Annotated in this window: 14 protein-coding genes; 9 read left to right on the top strand and 5 right to left on the bottom strand. The window is 71.7% G+C overall.

From position 1 onward, the window contains the following. The first annotated feature begins 22 nt into the window (after positions 1-22). The 7 genes from ACIPAE_RS22415 (at position 23) to ACIPAE_RS22445 (ending at position 8,622) form a co-directional block, all read left to right on the top strand. Positions 23-1,330 carry a M20 family metallopeptidase gene (locus ACIPAE_RS22415; protein WP_402447426.1) on the top strand — a complete coding sequence of 436 codons (1,308 nt, stop codon included), beginning with the start codon at positions 23-25 and terminating at the stop codon, positions 1,328-1,330. Between the two features lie 154 nt (positions 1,331-1,484). Continuing rightward, positions 1,485-2,513 carry a BMP family ABC transporter substrate-binding protein gene (locus tag ACIPAE_RS22420; protein WP_328468381.1) on the top strand — a complete coding sequence of 343 codons (1,029 nt, stop codon included), beginning with the start codon at positions 1,485-1,487 and terminating at the stop codon, positions 2,511-2,513. 306 nt (positions 2,514-2,819) lie between these two features. After that, positions 2,820-4,430, top strand: coding sequence for an ABC transporter ATP-binding protein (locus ACIPAE_RS22425; protein ID WP_329373999.1), 1,611 nt, complete (start codon positions 2,820-2,822; stop codon positions 4,428-4,430). Then, positions 4,427-5,542, top strand: coding sequence for an ABC transporter permease (locus ACIPAE_RS22430; protein WP_329365547.1), 1,116 nt, complete (start codon positions 4,427-4,429; stop codon positions 5,540-5,542). Before ACIPAE_RS22425 ends, ACIPAE_RS22430 begins: the two co-directional genes overlap by 4 nt. Further along, on the top strand, positions 5,539-6,831 hold the full coding sequence (locus ACIPAE_RS22435; protein WP_366412385.1) for an ABC transporter permease: 1,293 nt from the start codon (positions 5,539-5,541) through the stop codon (positions 6,829-6,831). Before ACIPAE_RS22430 ends, ACIPAE_RS22435 begins: the two co-directional genes overlap by 4 nt. After that, positions 6,828-7,325: a cytidine deaminase gene (locus ACIPAE_RS22440; protein WP_402447429.1), complete on the top strand. Its 498-nt coding sequence runs from the start codon at positions 6,828-6,830 to the stop codon at positions 7,323-7,325. Before ACIPAE_RS22435 ends, ACIPAE_RS22440 begins: the two co-directional genes overlap by 4 nt. 13 nt (positions 7,326-7,338) lie before the next feature. Further along, on the top strand, positions 7,339-8,622 hold the full coding sequence (locus ACIPAE_RS22445) for a thymidine phosphorylase (RefSeq protein ID WP_402447431.1): 1,284 nt from the start codon (positions 7,339-7,341) through the stop codon (positions 8,620-8,622). Between the two features lie 129 nt (positions 8,623-8,751). On the opposite strand, the gene ACIPAE_RS22450 is transcribed toward ACIPAE_RS22445, so the two are convergent. Then, complete coding sequence (locus ACIPAE_RS22450; protein WP_329365540.1) at positions 8,752-9,534, bottom strand: alpha/beta hydrolase; 783 nt, start codon at positions 9,532-9,534, stop codon at positions 8,752-8,754. A gap of 100 nt (positions 9,535-9,634) precedes the next feature. Here ACIPAE_RS22450 and ACIPAE_RS22455 point away from each other — a divergent pair, with 100 nt between their 5' ends. Beyond that, on the top strand, positions 9,635-10,798 hold the full coding sequence (locus ACIPAE_RS22455) for an adenosine deaminase (RefSeq protein WP_329365538.1): 1,164 nt from the start codon (positions 9,635-9,637) through the stop codon (positions 10,796-10,798). Positions 10,799-10,890: 92 nt separating this feature from the next. Then, positions 10,891-11,202 (top strand): ATP-binding protein, encoded by a 312-nt coding sequence (locus tag ACIPAE_RS22460; protein ID WP_329365536.1) that lies wholly within the window; start codon positions 10,891-10,893, stop codon positions 11,200-11,202. Between the two features lie 251 nt (positions 11,203-11,453). Here the strand turns inward: ACIPAE_RS22460 and ACIPAE_RS22465 are convergent, their stop codons facing one another. The 4 genes from ACIPAE_RS22465 to ACIPAE_RS22480 all read right to left on the bottom strand — a co-directional run bounded on the left by ACIPAE_RS22465 (position 11,454) and on the right by ACIPAE_RS22480 (position 15,089). Next, complete coding sequence (locus ACIPAE_RS22465) at positions 11,454-11,951, bottom strand: VanZ family protein (RefSeq protein ID WP_328468395.1); 498 nt, start codon at positions 11,949-11,951, stop codon at positions 11,454-11,456. Positions 11,952-12,085: 134 nt separating this feature from the next. Then, on the bottom strand, positions 12,086-12,757 hold the full coding sequence (locus ACIPAE_RS22470) for a hypothetical protein (RefSeq protein ID WP_329365534.1): 672 nt from the start codon (positions 12,755-12,757) through the stop codon (positions 12,086-12,088). Further along, positions 12,757-14,415 carry an ATP-binding protein gene (locus tag ACIPAE_RS22475; protein WP_402447434.1) on the bottom strand — a complete coding sequence of 553 codons (1,659 nt, stop codon included), beginning with the start codon at positions 14,413-14,415 and terminating at the stop codon, positions 12,757-12,759. Before ACIPAE_RS22475 ends, ACIPAE_RS22470 begins: the two co-directional genes overlap by 1 nt. After that, entirely contained in the window at positions 14,412-15,089 is a 678-nt protein-coding gene (locus tag ACIPAE_RS22480) for a response regulator transcription factor (RefSeq protein WP_328468401.1), read from the bottom strand. The genes ACIPAE_RS22475 and ACIPAE_RS22480 overlap by 4 nt, the downstream gene beginning before the upstream one ends. Between the last annotated feature and the right edge of the window lie 397 nt (positions 15,090-15,486).

Raw genomic sequence — 15,486 nt, forward strand, 5'->3', positions numbered from 1 at the left:
ATACCCCAGAGGATGACCAGGTATGCGCCGATCGGGCGACTCTTTCTCCTCCCAGCCGACACCGTCAAACATCATTTTTTCCCGATCACCCGATGAGGAGCAGGTCGTGGGGCATACCCTGAGCCGGGTGGAAGACTCACCCGCAGCGCCGTCCGGCGCGCATGCCGAGGCCGTACTGACCGATGCGCTGCGTGCCGAACTGATCGCTTTCCGCCGCGACCTGCACCGCCACCCCGAGCTCGGCCGGCAGGAGTTCCGTACCACCGAGCAGGTCAGAGCCCGCCTGGAGCGGGCCGGGCTGAGCCCGCGCGTGCTGCCGGCCGGCACCGGACTGGTCTGCGACATCGGCTCCGCCGACGACGGCCGGCCGCGGCTCGCGCTGCGCGCCGACCTCGACGCGCTGCCGGTGCCGGACACCAAGGCGGTCCCGTACCGCTCCACCGTCGAGGGCCGCGCACACGCCTGCGGGCACGACGCGCACACCACGATCGTGCTCGGCACCGGCCTGGTGCTCGCCGAACTCGACCGGCAGGGGCGGCTGCCGCGCCCGGTGCGGCTGGTCTTCCAGCCCGCCGAGGAGGTGATGCCCGGCGGCGCGCTCGACGCGATCAAGGCCGGCGTGCTCGACGGGGTGGAGCGCATCCTCGCGGTGCACTGCGACCCGAAGGTCGAGGTCGGCCGGATCGGGCTGCGGGTAGGCCCGATCACCTCGGCCGCGGACAAGCTGAAGCTGTCGCTGGACGGCCCCGGCGGCCACAGCGCGCGGCCGCACCTGACCACCGACCTGGTGATGGCCACCGCGAAGCTCGCCACCGAACTGCCGGCCGCGCTCGCCCGCCGGGTCGACCCGCGCTCGGGCCTGAGCATCGTGTGGGGCCGGATCGAGTCCGGGCACGCGGCGAACGTCATCCCGCAGCACGCCGAACTCGAAGGCACCGTCCGCTGCCTGGAGCTGGGCGCCTGGCACGACGCCCCCGACCTGGTGCACGAGGTGATCGACCAGGTCGCCGCGATGTACCGGGCCAAGTGCGAGATCACCTACCAGCGCGGGGTGCCGCCGGTGGTCAACGAGGCGACGTCGGTGGAACTGCTGCGCGACGCCATGGTGGGCCGGTTCGGCGCCCACAGCGTGGAGGACACCGAACAGAGCCTGGGCGGCGAGGACTTCTCCTGGTACCTGGAGCACGTGGACGGCGCGCTGGCCCGGCTCGGTGTGCGGCCGGTCGGCGACACCGCCAAACGTGATCTGCACCAGGGTGACTTCGACATCGACGAGGGCGCCATCGCGGTCGGCGTGGAACTGTTCACCGCCGCTGCGCTGCTGTCCTGACTGGCGGTGAAGCCCCGGCTACCGGGGCTTCACCTGGTCGAAATGCGTCGATCCGATAACGGGTCTTCATGCGGTCTTTACCTGGGATCTACGCGCGTTAAGCTCCGGCTTAGCCAGCGCCGGATGGGGCGCTTTCGAACTGAAGGGGACCCTCTTGCGCCGGGTATCCAAGATCGCTGCCGCGGGCGTGGTGTCCGCGGCCCTCGCGCTGACCGCCACCGCCTGCGGCAGCAGCTCCACCGACAGCGGCAGCAAGGACAAGGGCGTCGGCATGGCCTACGACGTCGGCGGTCGTGGCGACCACTCCTTCAACGACTCCGCGGCCCGTGGCATGGACAAGGCCACCAAGGAGTTCAAGCTCGGCGAGAAGGAGCAGACCGCCAGCCAGGACGAGACCGAGTCCGACCGCGAGGAGCGGCTGGACCAGCTCGCCGGGGCGGGCTACAACCCGGTGATCGCGGTCGGGTACACCTACGGCGACGCGGTCACCGCGATAGCCAAGAAGTACCCCGACACCACCTTCGCCATCGTCGACTCCGTGGTGGCCGCGAAGAACGTCGACAGCATGGTCTTCGCCACCGAGCAGAGCTCGTACCTCGCCGGGGTGGCCGCCGCGCTGAAGACCAAGACCAACAAGGTCGGCTTCATCGGCGGCGTGCACAACACCCTGATCGGCACCTTCCAGGCCGGCTTCGACCAGGGCGTCAAGGACACCAAGCCCTCGGTCCAGGTCACCGACCAGTACCTGTACGAGACCGACTCCAAGGGCTTCGCCGACCCGGCCGCCGCCACCGGCAAGGCCAAGGGCATGCTCGACAAGGGCAACGACGTCATCTACACCGCGGCCGGCCTGTCCGGCGACGGTTCGATCCAGACGATCGCCGGCAAGCCCGGCACCTGGGCGATCGGCGTCGACTCCGACCAGTACCAGGACCCGGCGCTGGCGAAGTACAACAAGCAGATCCTCACCTCGGCGGTGAAGAACGTCGACGTGGCCGTGTACGACCTGATCAAGTCGGTGCACGACGGCAAGCCGAAGACCGGCACCAACACCTACGACCTCGCCAACGGCGGTGTCTCGCTGTCCACTTCGGGTGGCTTCATCACCGACATCCAGGCGCAGCTCGACGCCGCCAAGCAGAAGATCGTCTCGGGGGCGATCAAGGTCAAGTCGACTCCGTGACCCACCCCGGGGTCACGCGGTGGCCCACCCGGGTCGCTCGCTGACCCGCTCCGGGTGAACCGGTAGTCCACGGCAGGACCGCAGCGCGGAGGCTCGGCAGGGGGGTTGCTCCGGCACCCCCTTGCCGGGCCTTCCTCTTGCCGTTCCCTTGCCGTCTCGTTGCCGTGGCTGCCCGCCTGCTGTGGATCTCTGCCGCAACGCGCGTAGATTCACCTCGGCGCGATACCTTCACCCCCACGTTCTGCCCGCCCGAGCTTTCCCCGAGGGGAGTGCGCCATCAACGCGTCCACGAGTCCACCCGCGCCGATCCCGTCGCAGCCGCCGCAACCCGGCAGCGCGGCCGCGGTCGAGCTGCGCGGCATCACCAAGCGCTTCCCCGGGGTCGTCGCCAACCACGACATCGACATCACCGTGCGCGGCGGCACCGTGCATGCCCTCGTGGGCGAGAACGGCGCCGGCAAGTCCACCCTGATGAAGATCCTCTACGGCATGCAGAAGCCGGACGAGGGCACCATCGCGATCAACGGCGAGCAGGTCTCCTTCGGCGACCCGGGCGCCGCGATCGCCCGCGGCATCGGCATGGTGCACCAGCACTTCATGCTCGCCGACAACCTGACCGTGCTGGAGAACATCGTGCTGGGCAGCGAGAAGCTGCACGGCATCGGCGGCCGGGCCAAGGCGAAGATCACCGAGATATCCGACGCGTACGGCCTGGGGGTGCGGCCCGACGTCCTCGTGGAGGACCTGGGCGTGGCCGACCGCCAGCGGGTGGAGATCCTCAAGGTCCTCTACCGCGGCGCCCGCATCCTGATCCTCGACGAGCCCACCGCGGTCCTGGTGCCGCAGGAGGTCGACGCGCTCTTCGAGAACCTGCGCGGGCTGAAGTCCCAGGGCCTGACGGTCATCTTCATCTCGCACAAGCTCGGCGAGGTGCTCTCGGTCGCCGACGAGATCACCGTCATCCGGCGTGGCACCACCGTCGGCAGCGCGGACCCCGCGCACACCACCGCCAAGCAGCTCGCCGAACTGATGGTCGGCAGCGAACTGCCCTCGCCGGAGACCCGCGAGTCCACCGTCACCGACGAGGCGATGCTCAGCGTCGCCGGCCTGCGGCTGGCCGCGGTCGACCCGGAGGGCGTCGAGCGCATCCTGCTGGACGACGTCGGGTTCACCATCCACAAGGGCGAAGTGCTCGGCATCGCGGGCGTCGAGGGCAACGGCCAGGCCGAACTGGTCGAGGCGATCATGGGCATCCGCGCGCTGGACGCCGGTTCGCTCGTGCTGGACGGCCGGGACATCACCACCGTGCCGACCCGGCGCCGCCGCGAGGACGGCATCGGCTACATCCCCGAGGACCGGCACCGGCACGGCCTGCTGCTGGAAGCGCCGCTGTGGGAGAACCGCATCCTCGGCCACGTCACCGAGCAGCCCAACAGCCGGGGCTTCCTGATCGACCCGGCCGCCGCCCGCCGCGACACCGAGCGGATCGTCCGCGAGTACGACGTGCGCACCCCCGGTATCGAGGTCACCGCGGCCTCGCTGTCCGGTGGCAACCAGCAGAAGCTGATCGTCGGGCGCGAGATGAGCCACCTGCCGAAGCTGCTGATCGCCGCGCACCCGACCCGGGGCGTGGACGTCGGCGCGCAGGCGCAGATCTGGGACCAGATCCGCGAGGCGCGCCGCGAGGGCCTGGCGGTCCTGCTGATCTCCGCGGACCTGGACGAGCTGATCGGCCTGTCCGACACGCTGCGGGTGATGTACCGGGGCCGGTTGGTCGCGGACGCCGATCCGTCGACGATCACCCCGGAGCAACTGGGTTCGGCGATGACCGGCGCCGCGTCCGGTCACCTTGAGCGGCAGACCGGGGACGCCGGTCCGGCCGGAGCGGCCGAGCCGGCCGGGGGAGAGGACCGATGAAGAAGTTCGACAAGGACCGCGCCCTGCTGGGGATCGCCGCGCCGGTGCTGGCCGTGGTCAGCGCGCTGGTGGTCACCGCGCTGGTGCTGCTGGCCACCGGCAAGGAGCCGTTCCACGCGTTCAACGTGATGGCCACCTACGGCAGCAAGTCCAACAGCCAGGTCTACATCCTCAACAAGGCCACCACGTACTACCTGGCCGGCCTCGCGGTCGCCGTCGGCTTCCGGATGAACCTGTTCAACATCGGTGTCGACGGGCAGTACCGGCTGGCGGCGTTCTTCGCGGCCGTGGTCGGCGGCGCGCTGTCCATCCCGGGCATCGTCGAGGTGCCCGTGATCATCCTGACCGCGATGGCGGTCGGCGCGGCGTGGGCGGCGATCGCCGGCGTGCTGAAGGTGACCCGCGGGGTCAGCGAGGTCATCTCCACGATCATGCTGAACTCGATCGCGGGCATCGTGATCGGCTACTTCCTGCAAGGCGGCCGGCTCGGCGTGCTCGACAAGAACGCCAACATGGTGTCCACCAAGCCGATTCCGGTCTCCAGCCACCTGTTCAGCTTCAAGACCGCCACCGATCCGATCTTCGGCTTCATCGTCTTCGCGGTGCTGGCCGGCGTCGTCTACTGGTTCCTGCTCTCCCGCACCCGCTTCGGCTTCGACCTGCGGGCGGTCGGCCGCTCGGAGTCCGCGGCCGAGGCGAGCGGGGTCAGCGTCAAGCGGATGGTGATCAGCAGCATGCTGATCTCCGGCGCCATGGCGGGCCTGGTCGGCATGCCGACGCTGCTCAACCAGTCCTACGACTACGGCACCGACTTCCCGACCGGCATCGGCTTCACCGGGATCGCGGTCGCCCTGCTGGGCCGCAACAACCCGATCGGCATCGGCGTCGGCGCGCTGCTGTGGGCGTTCCTCGAACGCTCCTCCGCGGGCCTGGAGTTCCAGGGGTACGACAAGGAGATCGTCGGCGTCATCCAGGGCGTGATCGTGCTCGCGGTGGTCATCGCGTACGAACTGGTGCGCCGCTACGGCCTCACCCGGCAGCAACGCCAGGTCGGCGCGGAACTCGCCGCGGCCGGCGCGGGCAGTGACGACAAGCAGGAGGTCGCGGCATGAGTGCCACCACGACTCAGACGCCGCCGCCCGCCGCGCCGCGGGTGAAGCCCGCGGGCCGGGCGAACGGGCGGATCAAGCTCACCCTGCCGGTGGTCCTGCTGATCATCGCGGGCGCGCTGATCGCGGTCTCCGCGGTGCGCGCGGTCACCGGCGCGGAGGACGTCACCTCCTCCGGGCAGGTCGCGGGCGCGCTGGCCAGCGCGGTGCCGATCGGCCTGGCGGGCCTGGCCGGCCTGTGGTCGGAACGGGCCGGGGTGGTCAACATCGGCCTCGAGGGCATGATGATCCTCGGTACGTTCTTCGGCGCGTGGGCGGGCTGGCAGACCAACGCGTGGGTCGCGGTGCTGGCCGGCGTCCTCGGCGGCGCCCTGGGCGGCCTGGTGCACGCGATCGTCACCATCACCTTCGGGGTGGACCACATCGTGGCCGGTGTCGCGATGAACATCCTCGCCGCCGGCGTCACCTCCTACCTCGCCAAGCGCTGGTTCAACGTCGGCGAGGCCGCGCGCAAGGGCGGCACGCCCAAGCAGTCGCCCCAGCTGGACAACGCCAAGCAGTTCACCGTGCCCGGCCTCTCGCACTGGCTGGACAGCGTGGAGAAGCACCACTGGTTCGTCATCTCCGACATCGCCGGGATGATCGGCGGCCTGGTCACCGACATCTCCGCGATCACGCTGCTGGCCATCGTGCTGTTCGTGGCCACGTTCTTCATCCTGTGGCGCACGCCGTTCGGGCTGCGGCTGCGGTCCTGCGGCGAGAACCCGGTGGCCGCCGAGTCGCTGGGCGTCAACGTCTACACGTACAAGTACGCCGCGGTGATCATCTCCGGCGGGCTCGCCGGACTCGGCGGGGTGTTCCTCGCCATGAGCACGCACTTCTACCTCGAAGGGCAGACCGGCGGCCGCGGCTATATCGGTCTGGCCGCGATGATCTTCGGCAACTGGCGGCCGGGCGGTCTGGCCATGGGCGCCGGGCTCTTCGGCTACGCCGACAGCCTCCAACTGCGCAACGGCGGCCCGTCGGTGCACGCGCTGCTGCTGCTGATCGCGGTGCTGCTGCTGGCCATGGCGGTGTGGAAGTTCTACCGCGGCTCGCGGATCGGCGCGGCCGTGGCGCTGGGCTTCGCGGTGCTGCTGGCAGTCTGGTACATGCTGACCGACTCCGTGCCCGACGAGATCGTGGAGGGCACGCCGTATGTCGTGACGCTGCTGGTCATGGGCCTGTCGGCACAACGGCTACGGATGCCGAAGGCGGACGGCCTCCCGTACCGGAAGGGGCAGAGCGGATGACGGACGACACCGGAGGACCGGCCGAGGGCGGGTCCGACGGGCGCGGCGGGGCCGGGCCGCTGCCGGGGACCGGCGCGCTGCCGGCCGCCGCGGCGGTGCCCGGGCCCGACGTGGACTGGAAGGCGCTGCGCAGCGCCGCCCGGGAGGCCATGGAGCGGGCGTACGCGCCCTACTCGGGCTTCCCGGTCGGCGCGGCCGCGCTCACCGACGACGGCCGCACCGTGGTCGGCTGCAACGTGGAGAACGCCGCCTACGGGGTCGCGCTGTGTGCCGAGTGCGGACTCGTCTCGGCGCTGCACGCCTCCGGCGGCGGCCGGCTGGTCGCCTTCTCCTGCTCCGACCTGCGCGGCGACCTGCTCATGCCGTGCGGGCGCTGCCGGCAACTGCTGTGGGAGCACGGCGGCCCCGAAATGCTCGTCGACACCCCGCGCGGGGTACGGCCGATGAGCGATGTCCTGCCCGACGCCTTCGGACCCGAAGACCTCAACCGCTAGGAACCCCCGTTTCATGGACGCCATTTCCGTCATCCGTGCCAAGCGTGACCGCGGCCGGCTCGGCGACGAGCAGATCGACTGGGTGATCGACGCCTACACCCGCGGCGAGGTCGCCGACGAGCAGATGTCGGCGCTGGCCATGGCGATCCTGCTCAACGGCATGGACCGGGCCGAGATCGCCCGCTGGACCGCCGCGATGATCGCCTCCGGCGAGCGGATGGACTTCTCCGGGCTGGCCCGGCCCACCGCCGACAAGCACTCCACCGGCGGGGTCGGCGACAAGATCACGCTGCCGCTGGCACCGCTGGTCGCCGCCTGCGGCGCGGCCGTGCCGCAGCTGTCCGGGCGCGGCCTGGGCCACACCGGCGGCACCCTCGACAAGCTGGAGTCCATCCCGGGCTGGCGGGCCTCGCTCGGCAACGACGAGATGCTCGCGGTCCTCGCCGACGTCGGGGCCGTGATCTGCGCCGCCGGGGACGGGCTGGCGCCGGCCGACAAGAAGCTGTACGCGCTGCGGGACGTGACCGGGACCGTCGAGTCGATCCCGCTGATCGCCTCCTCGATCATGTCCAAGAAGATCGCCGAGGGCACCGGCGCGCTCGTCCTGGACGTCAAGGTCGGCTCCGGCGCGTTCATGAAGTCCCTCGACGACGCCCGCGAGTTGGCGTCCACCATGGTCGGGCTCGGCACCGACCACGGGGTGCGCACCGTCGCGCTGCTCACCGACATGTCCACCCCGCTCGGCCGCACCGCGGGCAACGCGCTCGAAGTACGCGAGTCCGTCGAGGTGCTGGCCGGCGGCGGCCCCGCCGACGTCGTCGAGCTCACCCTCGCGCTCGCCCGCGAGATGCTCGACGCCGCAGGGCTGGCCGACGCCGACCCCGCCAAGGCGCTCGCCGACGGTTCCGCGATGGACGCGTGGCGCCGGATGATCAAGGCGCAAGGCGGCGACCCCGGGGCCGCCCTGCCCGTCGCCCGCGAGCAGCACGTCCTGACGGCCCCCGCGAGTGGCGTTCTCACCGTGCTCGACGCCTACGCCGTCGGCGTCGCCGCCTGGCGGCTCGGGGCCGGCCGCGCCCGCAAGGAGGACTCCGTCCAGGCGGGTGCGGGTATCGAACTGCACGCCAAACCGGGTGATGTGGTCACCCAGGGCGCCCCTCTCCTCACCCTCCACACCGACACCGCGGAGAAGTTCGAGGGCGCCCTGGAGGCGTTGAACGACGCCTTCTCGATCGCCCCGGCCGGCACGTCCTTCACCCCGCCGCCGATCGTCCTCGACCGCATCGCCCGCGCATGACGGTGTGCTGACCCCCCGGGCTGCCCGTCCACGCCGTCACGGGACGGGGCAGTCCGCGGCCGGCCGACCGCGGGCCGCGAGGTCCCGTGGCGCGCGGGACGGGGCAGCCGGGTGGGTCGGGGGCGGGCTTCACGCCCTCAGGGAGCGGCCGAAGCCCGAGGCCAGGGGCATCCGCAGACCCAGGGGCGGCGGAGCCGCGAGCGCGTCGGCGACGGGACGCGCGAAGGGCCGCTCCAGGAGGGAGCCGAGGACGAAGTCCGCGGTGAGCGCGAAGACTTCCGGCCGGTGGTGGTGCAACCCGTGCCCGTCGGTGTGCACTTCGAACCTGCACACCTCGCGGTTGACCTTCTTCGCCCGCTCGGCGAGCCCGTACGACAACTCCGGGTCGGTCGTGGCGTCGTCGGTGCCGTGCACGATCAGCACCTGCCGCCCGTTGAGCTGCTTCACCGGCTCCGGCTCGGGCCCCTCCGGCAGCCAGGGTGCGAGCGCGACGACGGAACGCACGGCGGAGTGCCCGCCGGCGTGGAGTGCCGCCCGCGCGCCCATGTCCAGCCCGACCAGGCACACGGGCACGTCGCCGTAGCGGCGCACCGCCTCGCTGACCGCCCACTCCGCGTCCTCCGCGGGGTGCGCGTGGCCGCCGTTCCAGCCGCGGAAGCGGTAGTGCACGACGTGCGCCGCCACCCCGTCGGCCGCGCCGGCCCGTACGAGGTGCCGGGCCAGCGGCCATATCGCGGCCGCGGCCATCGGCGAACGCCGGCGGGTGCTCAGCGCGTTGCCGCCCGGCAGCGCGAGCACCACCGCGCGTACGGTCGGCACTTCGGCACGCTGCTCGCGCTGCCGGGGCACGAGACCGGGTGCGACCTGCCGCCCGAGTCGCGCGCCACGTGCCGGTAATGCTTGCGAAGCCATGGCGCAACGATGGCAGACAGGAGGGTGTGCGTTCGATGGCCAAGCGGAAAATAGTTGGCCCGAACACGATATCTACGCGCGTAGGGGCTATCGTTCGGTCATGGAGAACGCCACACCGAACCTCCCCGCGGGGGAGCAGATCCGCCGTGCCCCGAAAGTCCTGCTCCACGACCACCTCGACGGCGGGCTGCGGCCCGGCACGATCGTGGACATCGCGCGAGCGACCGGATACCGAGCGCTGCCCGAGACCGACCCGGACAAGCTCGGCCGTTGGTTCCGCGAGGCGGCCGACTCCGGCTCCCTGGAACGCTATCTGGAGACGTTCACGCACACCTGCGCGGTGATGCAGACCCGCGACGCGCTGGTCCGGGTCGCGGCGGAGTGCGCCGAGGACCTGGCCGCCGACGGCGTGGTCTACGCCGAGGTGCGGTACGCCCCCGAGCAGCACCTGGAGGGCGGGCTCACCCTGGAGGAGGTCGTCGAGGCGGTCAACGAGGGCTTCCGCGAAGGCGAGCGGCGCGCCCGCGAGGATGGCAACCGGATCAGGGTCGGCGCCCTGCTCACCGCGATGCGGCACGCCGCCCGCTCCCAGGAGATCGCCGAACTCGCCAACCGCTACCGGGACCTGGGCGTCGTCGGCTTCGACATCGCCGGCGCCGAGGCGGGCTTCCCGCCCACCCGGCACCTGGACGCGTTCGACTACCTCAAGCGCGAGAACAACCACTTCACCATCCACGCCGGCGAGGCGTTCGGGCTGCCGTCGATCTGGCAGGCCCTCCAGTGGTGCGGCGCGGACCGGCTCGGCCACGGGGTGCGGATCATCGACGACATCACGGTCGACGACGACGGCGTGCACCTGGGCCGGCTCGCCTCCTACGTCCGCGACAAGCGGGTGCCGCTGGAGATGTGCCCGACCTCCAACCTGCAGACCGGCGCGGCCTCCTCCTACCGGGAGCACCCGATCGGGCTGCTGCGGCGACTGCATTTCAGGGTCACGGTCAACACCGACAACCGGCTGATGTCCGGGACCAGCATGAGCGAGGAGTTCGCCCACCTGATCGAGGCGTTCGGATACACCTTCGACGACATGCAGTGGTTCACCGTCAACGCGATGAAGTCCGCGTTCATCCCTTTTGACGAACGACTCGCCATGATCAACGAGGTGATCAAGCCCGGATACGCCGAACTCAAGGCCGAGTGGCTGTTCGCACCGGGTGTCGCCGTACCGCCCGTGGCCAGCGGTTCCGCCGCCGGGCGCGGCTGATCGGAGCGGTGGCGCGGCGTGACCCGCCAAAAGGTCACGGCCGCGCCATGCCGCTTGCACACGACGCGTTCGGCTGACTACGTTCCGACGTCATGCAGACCCTCACCAAGAAGACCCTCACGACCGCCGCCCTCGGCCTGGCTGTCACCGCCGCCGCGGCCGGTACCGCCTCCGCCGCCGGCCTGGTGCAGTCGAGCGACGCCCTCGCGCCGGTCGGCTCGGCCGCCAACCTGGTGCCCGGTGCCACGTCCACGGTGTCCGGTGCGCAGACCGCGCTCAGCAACGGGACGACAGCGCTGCCGACGGGTTCGGCGAGCAACCTGCTGCCGTCGAACAACCACGTCTCGGGCAACTCGCTCGGCCCGGCCACCGGCCTGCTCGGCGGGCTCCCGGTCGGGGGCTGACCGCTTCTCGGGGTGCCCTGACCCTCCCGGGCGCCCCGGTCCGCCGGTCGCGGGACCTCGCGTCCGGCGGTGGCCGCTCGTGCGCCGCGCTCCGCGCTCCTGAGTCCGTGGCCGTCCTTCCGTGGAAGGACGGCCACGGCAGGAGGCGCGGAGCGCTGTGCTTTCCGAGCTTTCCGAGGGCTTCGCGCGCACCCGGGCGACCCGCGCACCTTTGCCGTCAGCGGACCCTGGCGGTCAGCGGACCCTGGCGGTCAGGGCACGCTCGCGGGCACGGGCTCGCGGGCCGGGGGAGCCGGCTCGGTCGTGCGCAGGAGGCGGCGCCTGGCCGCGGGGACGACCAGCAGGTGGGCCGCGGCGACGCCCACCGTGTTGAGGATCAGCGCGTCGATGTCGAAGATCTGCCCGGGAACCATCGTCTGGGAGAACTCCAGCAGCATCGACACCATCAGACCGGCGAAGACCGTACGGACGAAGGACGCGAGCGCCGACGCCTCCGCGCGCCCGCCGGCCATCGGCAGCAGGACGCCGAGCGGCGCCAGCAACCCGAGCCCCGCGCCGAGCCGCTGGGCGGCCTCGACCGGGCCTCTCGCGAGGTCGTCGCGGATCGTGTCGAGCGGCCGCAGGTTGGGCGCGGACACCCAGGCCACGTAATGCGGCCGCAGCAGCAGCCACCCGATCAACACCAGATACGCGGCGGTGAGCAGCAGCCCGGCCGCGCGCACCCTGAAGACGAAGCCGTCGTGCCGCACGTTCTCGATGACGTCCGGGCCGTGCGTGCCGGTTCCCGTTCCGCTACCGCGACACGCCTTTCACCTGCGTGATCCCGATCACAAGGTGCTCCCGGGACCGGCCGGCGACGCCCCGCCGCCCCGCGCCCGGGCGGTCAACTGACGGGCGTGCCCGCGCTGTCCGCCGCGTCGGAGCGGGTGCGCAGATCCGGCGTGCACGTGTACGAGCGCAGCTTGCTGTCCGGTCCGGGGCCGCCGAGGACCACCGAACCGCCGGGCGAGATCAGCGGATCGGCGGCCAGCGTGCAGACGATCTGGGCGAGCGCGAAGGACGGCAGGTCCTGCGGCCGGTCGTTGAGCAGCAACGCGTCCTTGTGGTCGCCCTGCCCGGTCGCGAAGACCTCAAGGGTGCCGGGCACCGCCGTGGAGAACCCGCCCTTGCTCTCGGCGGTGCGCGGGCTGATCTGGAGCTGGGCGAGGAGCAACCTGACCTCGTTGAAGCGGTCGATCCGGCCGTCGCGCACTTCGACGCTGCGGCTGACCGGTGTGACCTGGGTGTTGCAGACCAGGTAGATCTTCTCGGCCATCGCGTCCGGTCCGGGGGTGGCGGGCGCCTTGGGCGGCGCGCAGGCCACCCGGGAGGGCGCGGGGCCGTCGTCCACCGGCACGGTGGTGGTGCGGATGCCGCACCCGGCCAGCGCGGTCAGCGCGGCGCACGAAGCCGCCAGAACGGCCACGGACCCGCGCGGGGTGCGTATCCGGCCACCGGGGCGCACCCGCCGCCCGCCGGGCCGTGTGGCGCCCGCCGGAGCGTTCCTCGCCGTCATCACGCGCTCCCCGCCGGCCCGTCGGTGCCGCCCGCGCGGTCACCCGCGCCGTTCCTGCCGGCCGAGCCGGCGGTTCCAGCCCCCGCGGGCCCGTCGCTCCCGCCGTTCCCGCCGCCCGCCCGGCTCGCCTCGGTGGCGCCGCTCGGGCCGCGCCCGCCGCCGCCCCCGCCCTCCGCGCCGTCCTCGCCCTCGTCCGCCCGCGGCCGTACCGGCATGCGCAGCGTGAACACGGCGCCGCCGTGCGGGCCGTTGGCGGCCGTGATGTCGCCGCCGTGGATGTGGGCGTTCTCCATCGCGATGGACAGGCCCAGGCCGCTGCCCTCGGAGCGGGCCCGGGAGGCGTCGGCCTTGTAGAAACGGTCGAAGACGTGCGGCAGCACGTCCTCGGGGATGCCGGGGCCGCGGTCGGAGACCACGATCACGATCTCGCCGTCCTCGCCGCCCTCCCGGCGCAGGGTGACCCGTACCGGGGAGCCGCCGTGCTTGAGCGCGTTGCCGATCAGGTTCGCCATGATCACGTCGAGCCGGCGCGGGTCGATGGTGGCCAGCAGCCCGCGCGGCGCGTCCAGTTCCACCGAGTCCAGCCAGGCCCGCGCGTCCATGCACGCCATGATCATGTCGGCGACGTCGACCTCGTCGACCCGCAGCTTCGCCGTCCCGGCGTCGAACCGGGTGACCTCCATCAACGTCTCCACCAGTTCGTTCAGCCGCCGGGTCTCGCTGACCACCAGCCGTACCGCCGGGGCGATCATCGGGTCCAGCGCGTCCGCCTCGTCCTCCAGCACGTCGGTGACCGCGGTGATGGCGGTCAGCGGGGTGCGCAGCTCGTGCGACATGTCGGCCACGAAGCGGCGGCTGGCGGCCTCGCGGGCCCGCAACTCCTCGACCCGGCCCTCCAGCTGCTCGGCGGCGTTGTTGAAGGTCCGCGACATCTCGGCGAGTTCGTCGGTGCCCGACACCTTCAGCCGGGTGTCCAACTGCCCCTCGCCGAGCCGCTTGGCGGCCTCGCCCAGCCGCCGCACCGGGCGCAGCACCGCGGAGCCGGCCGCCTGCGCCAGCAGGGCCGCGCCGATCAGGGCCAGCAGCGTGGCGATGCCCAGCGACCACGCGAGCGAGTTGAGGTCCTTGCGCTCGGCGTCCAGGGACTTGAGCATGTAGCCGGTCGGGCCGTTGTCGTTGATCCGCGCGCCCGCCACCAGATAGGGGTGGTCCTCCAGCGAGATCCGTTCCCAGTGCAGGTGGTAGCGGTCGTCGTCCTTCGTGTGCTTGGTGTTCACCGCCCGCACCAGCGACGCGGGCACGTCGTCCATCGAGAACGTGCTCCCGTCCGACTGCTCCGCGCACCGCCCGTCGGCCGAGGAGTCGATCAGGATGACCTGATACGTGTCCGGGCCGCCGATCCGGTTCGCGGCCATGCCCAGCGACTCGCAGGTCGGCTGCACCGGCAGCGAGGCGGCGTTGCGCTGCAACGAGTCGCGGAAGTCGTCGAGCGCGCTGTTCTGCGCCCGCGTCAGCACCGCGTCGCGGTTGAGCCAGTACGCGATGCCCGACACCGACACCGCCGCGGTCAGCGCCACCAGCGCGAACACCGCGATCAGCCGCAGCCGCAGGCTGGTCCAGCGCAACAGCCAGAACGGGCTGCCTTGGGCACGGCTCACTGAGGCGTGTCCAGGCGGTAGCCGACACCACGGACGGTACGGATCAGGGTCGGCGACGACGGTACGTCCTCGATCTTCGCGCGTAGCCGCTGCACGCAGGCGTCCACCAGCCGCGAGTCGCCGAGGTAGTCGTGCTCCCACACCAGCCGCAGCAACTGCTGCCGCGACAGCGCCTGGCCCGGCCGCCGGCTCAGCTCCAGCAGCAACCGCAGCTCGGTCGGCGTGAGCTGCAGGTCCTGGCCGTCCTTGGTGACGGTCATCGCGCTGCGGTCGATCACGATCGCGCCGAACGCGGCCGAGTCGGTGCTGTCGCGCTCGCCGCGCCGCAGCACCGCGCGGATACGCGCGTCCAGCACGCGCGGCTGCACGGGCTTGATCACGTAGTCGTCGGCGCCGGACTCCAGGCCCACCACCACGTCGATGTCGTCGCTGCGCGCGGTGAGCAGGATGATCGGCAACTGGTCGGTGCGCCGGATACGCCGGCACACCTCGAAGCCGTCGATCCCGGGCAGCATCACGTCCAACACGATCAGGTCAGGGCGCTGCTCCTTGAGCAGTCTCAGCCCGTCCTCGCCCGTCGCAGCGGCCACCACGCGGTGACCCTGACGGGACAGGCCGAGTTCGAGACCCGTACGGATGGCGTCGTCATCCTCGATCAGCAACAGGAAAGGCACGGGCGCCATTGTTGCCTACCCGGGCAGGTGAGCGGGAAGGGGTCTCGCGGCATGGTTGTGCTCTCGTTGCAGACGGTGCCCCGTTTTCCGGTTGGGCACCGTCGTCGGTCGAGCCCACCGAGCGGCACCGAGACAGCCGGTCCGGGAGGTCCCGCACGTACCCAGGGGCGCGGGGAACCGCGCGACCAGCCCCTACGGGCAGGTGGTCCCCCGACCGACGGAACTGGGCACCCGGGCGGGTCCGCCCAGCCACTTCGCGGGAGCCTCTGTGACGGGTCTGTGACACTCGGCGGACAGCCCGATGAAACTGGCCCGGCAGTCTTATGCCCATCGGAAGAACGCGACGCCACAAAGGCATCGACGCCGAAGACCACGCGGCAGGTTCCACCAACGGGGG

This window comes from Streptomyces sp. NPDC087270 (assembly GCF_044744625.1).
Taxonomy (GTDB): domain Bacteria; phylum Actinomycetota; class Actinomycetes; order Streptomycetales; family Streptomycetaceae; genus Actinacidiphila.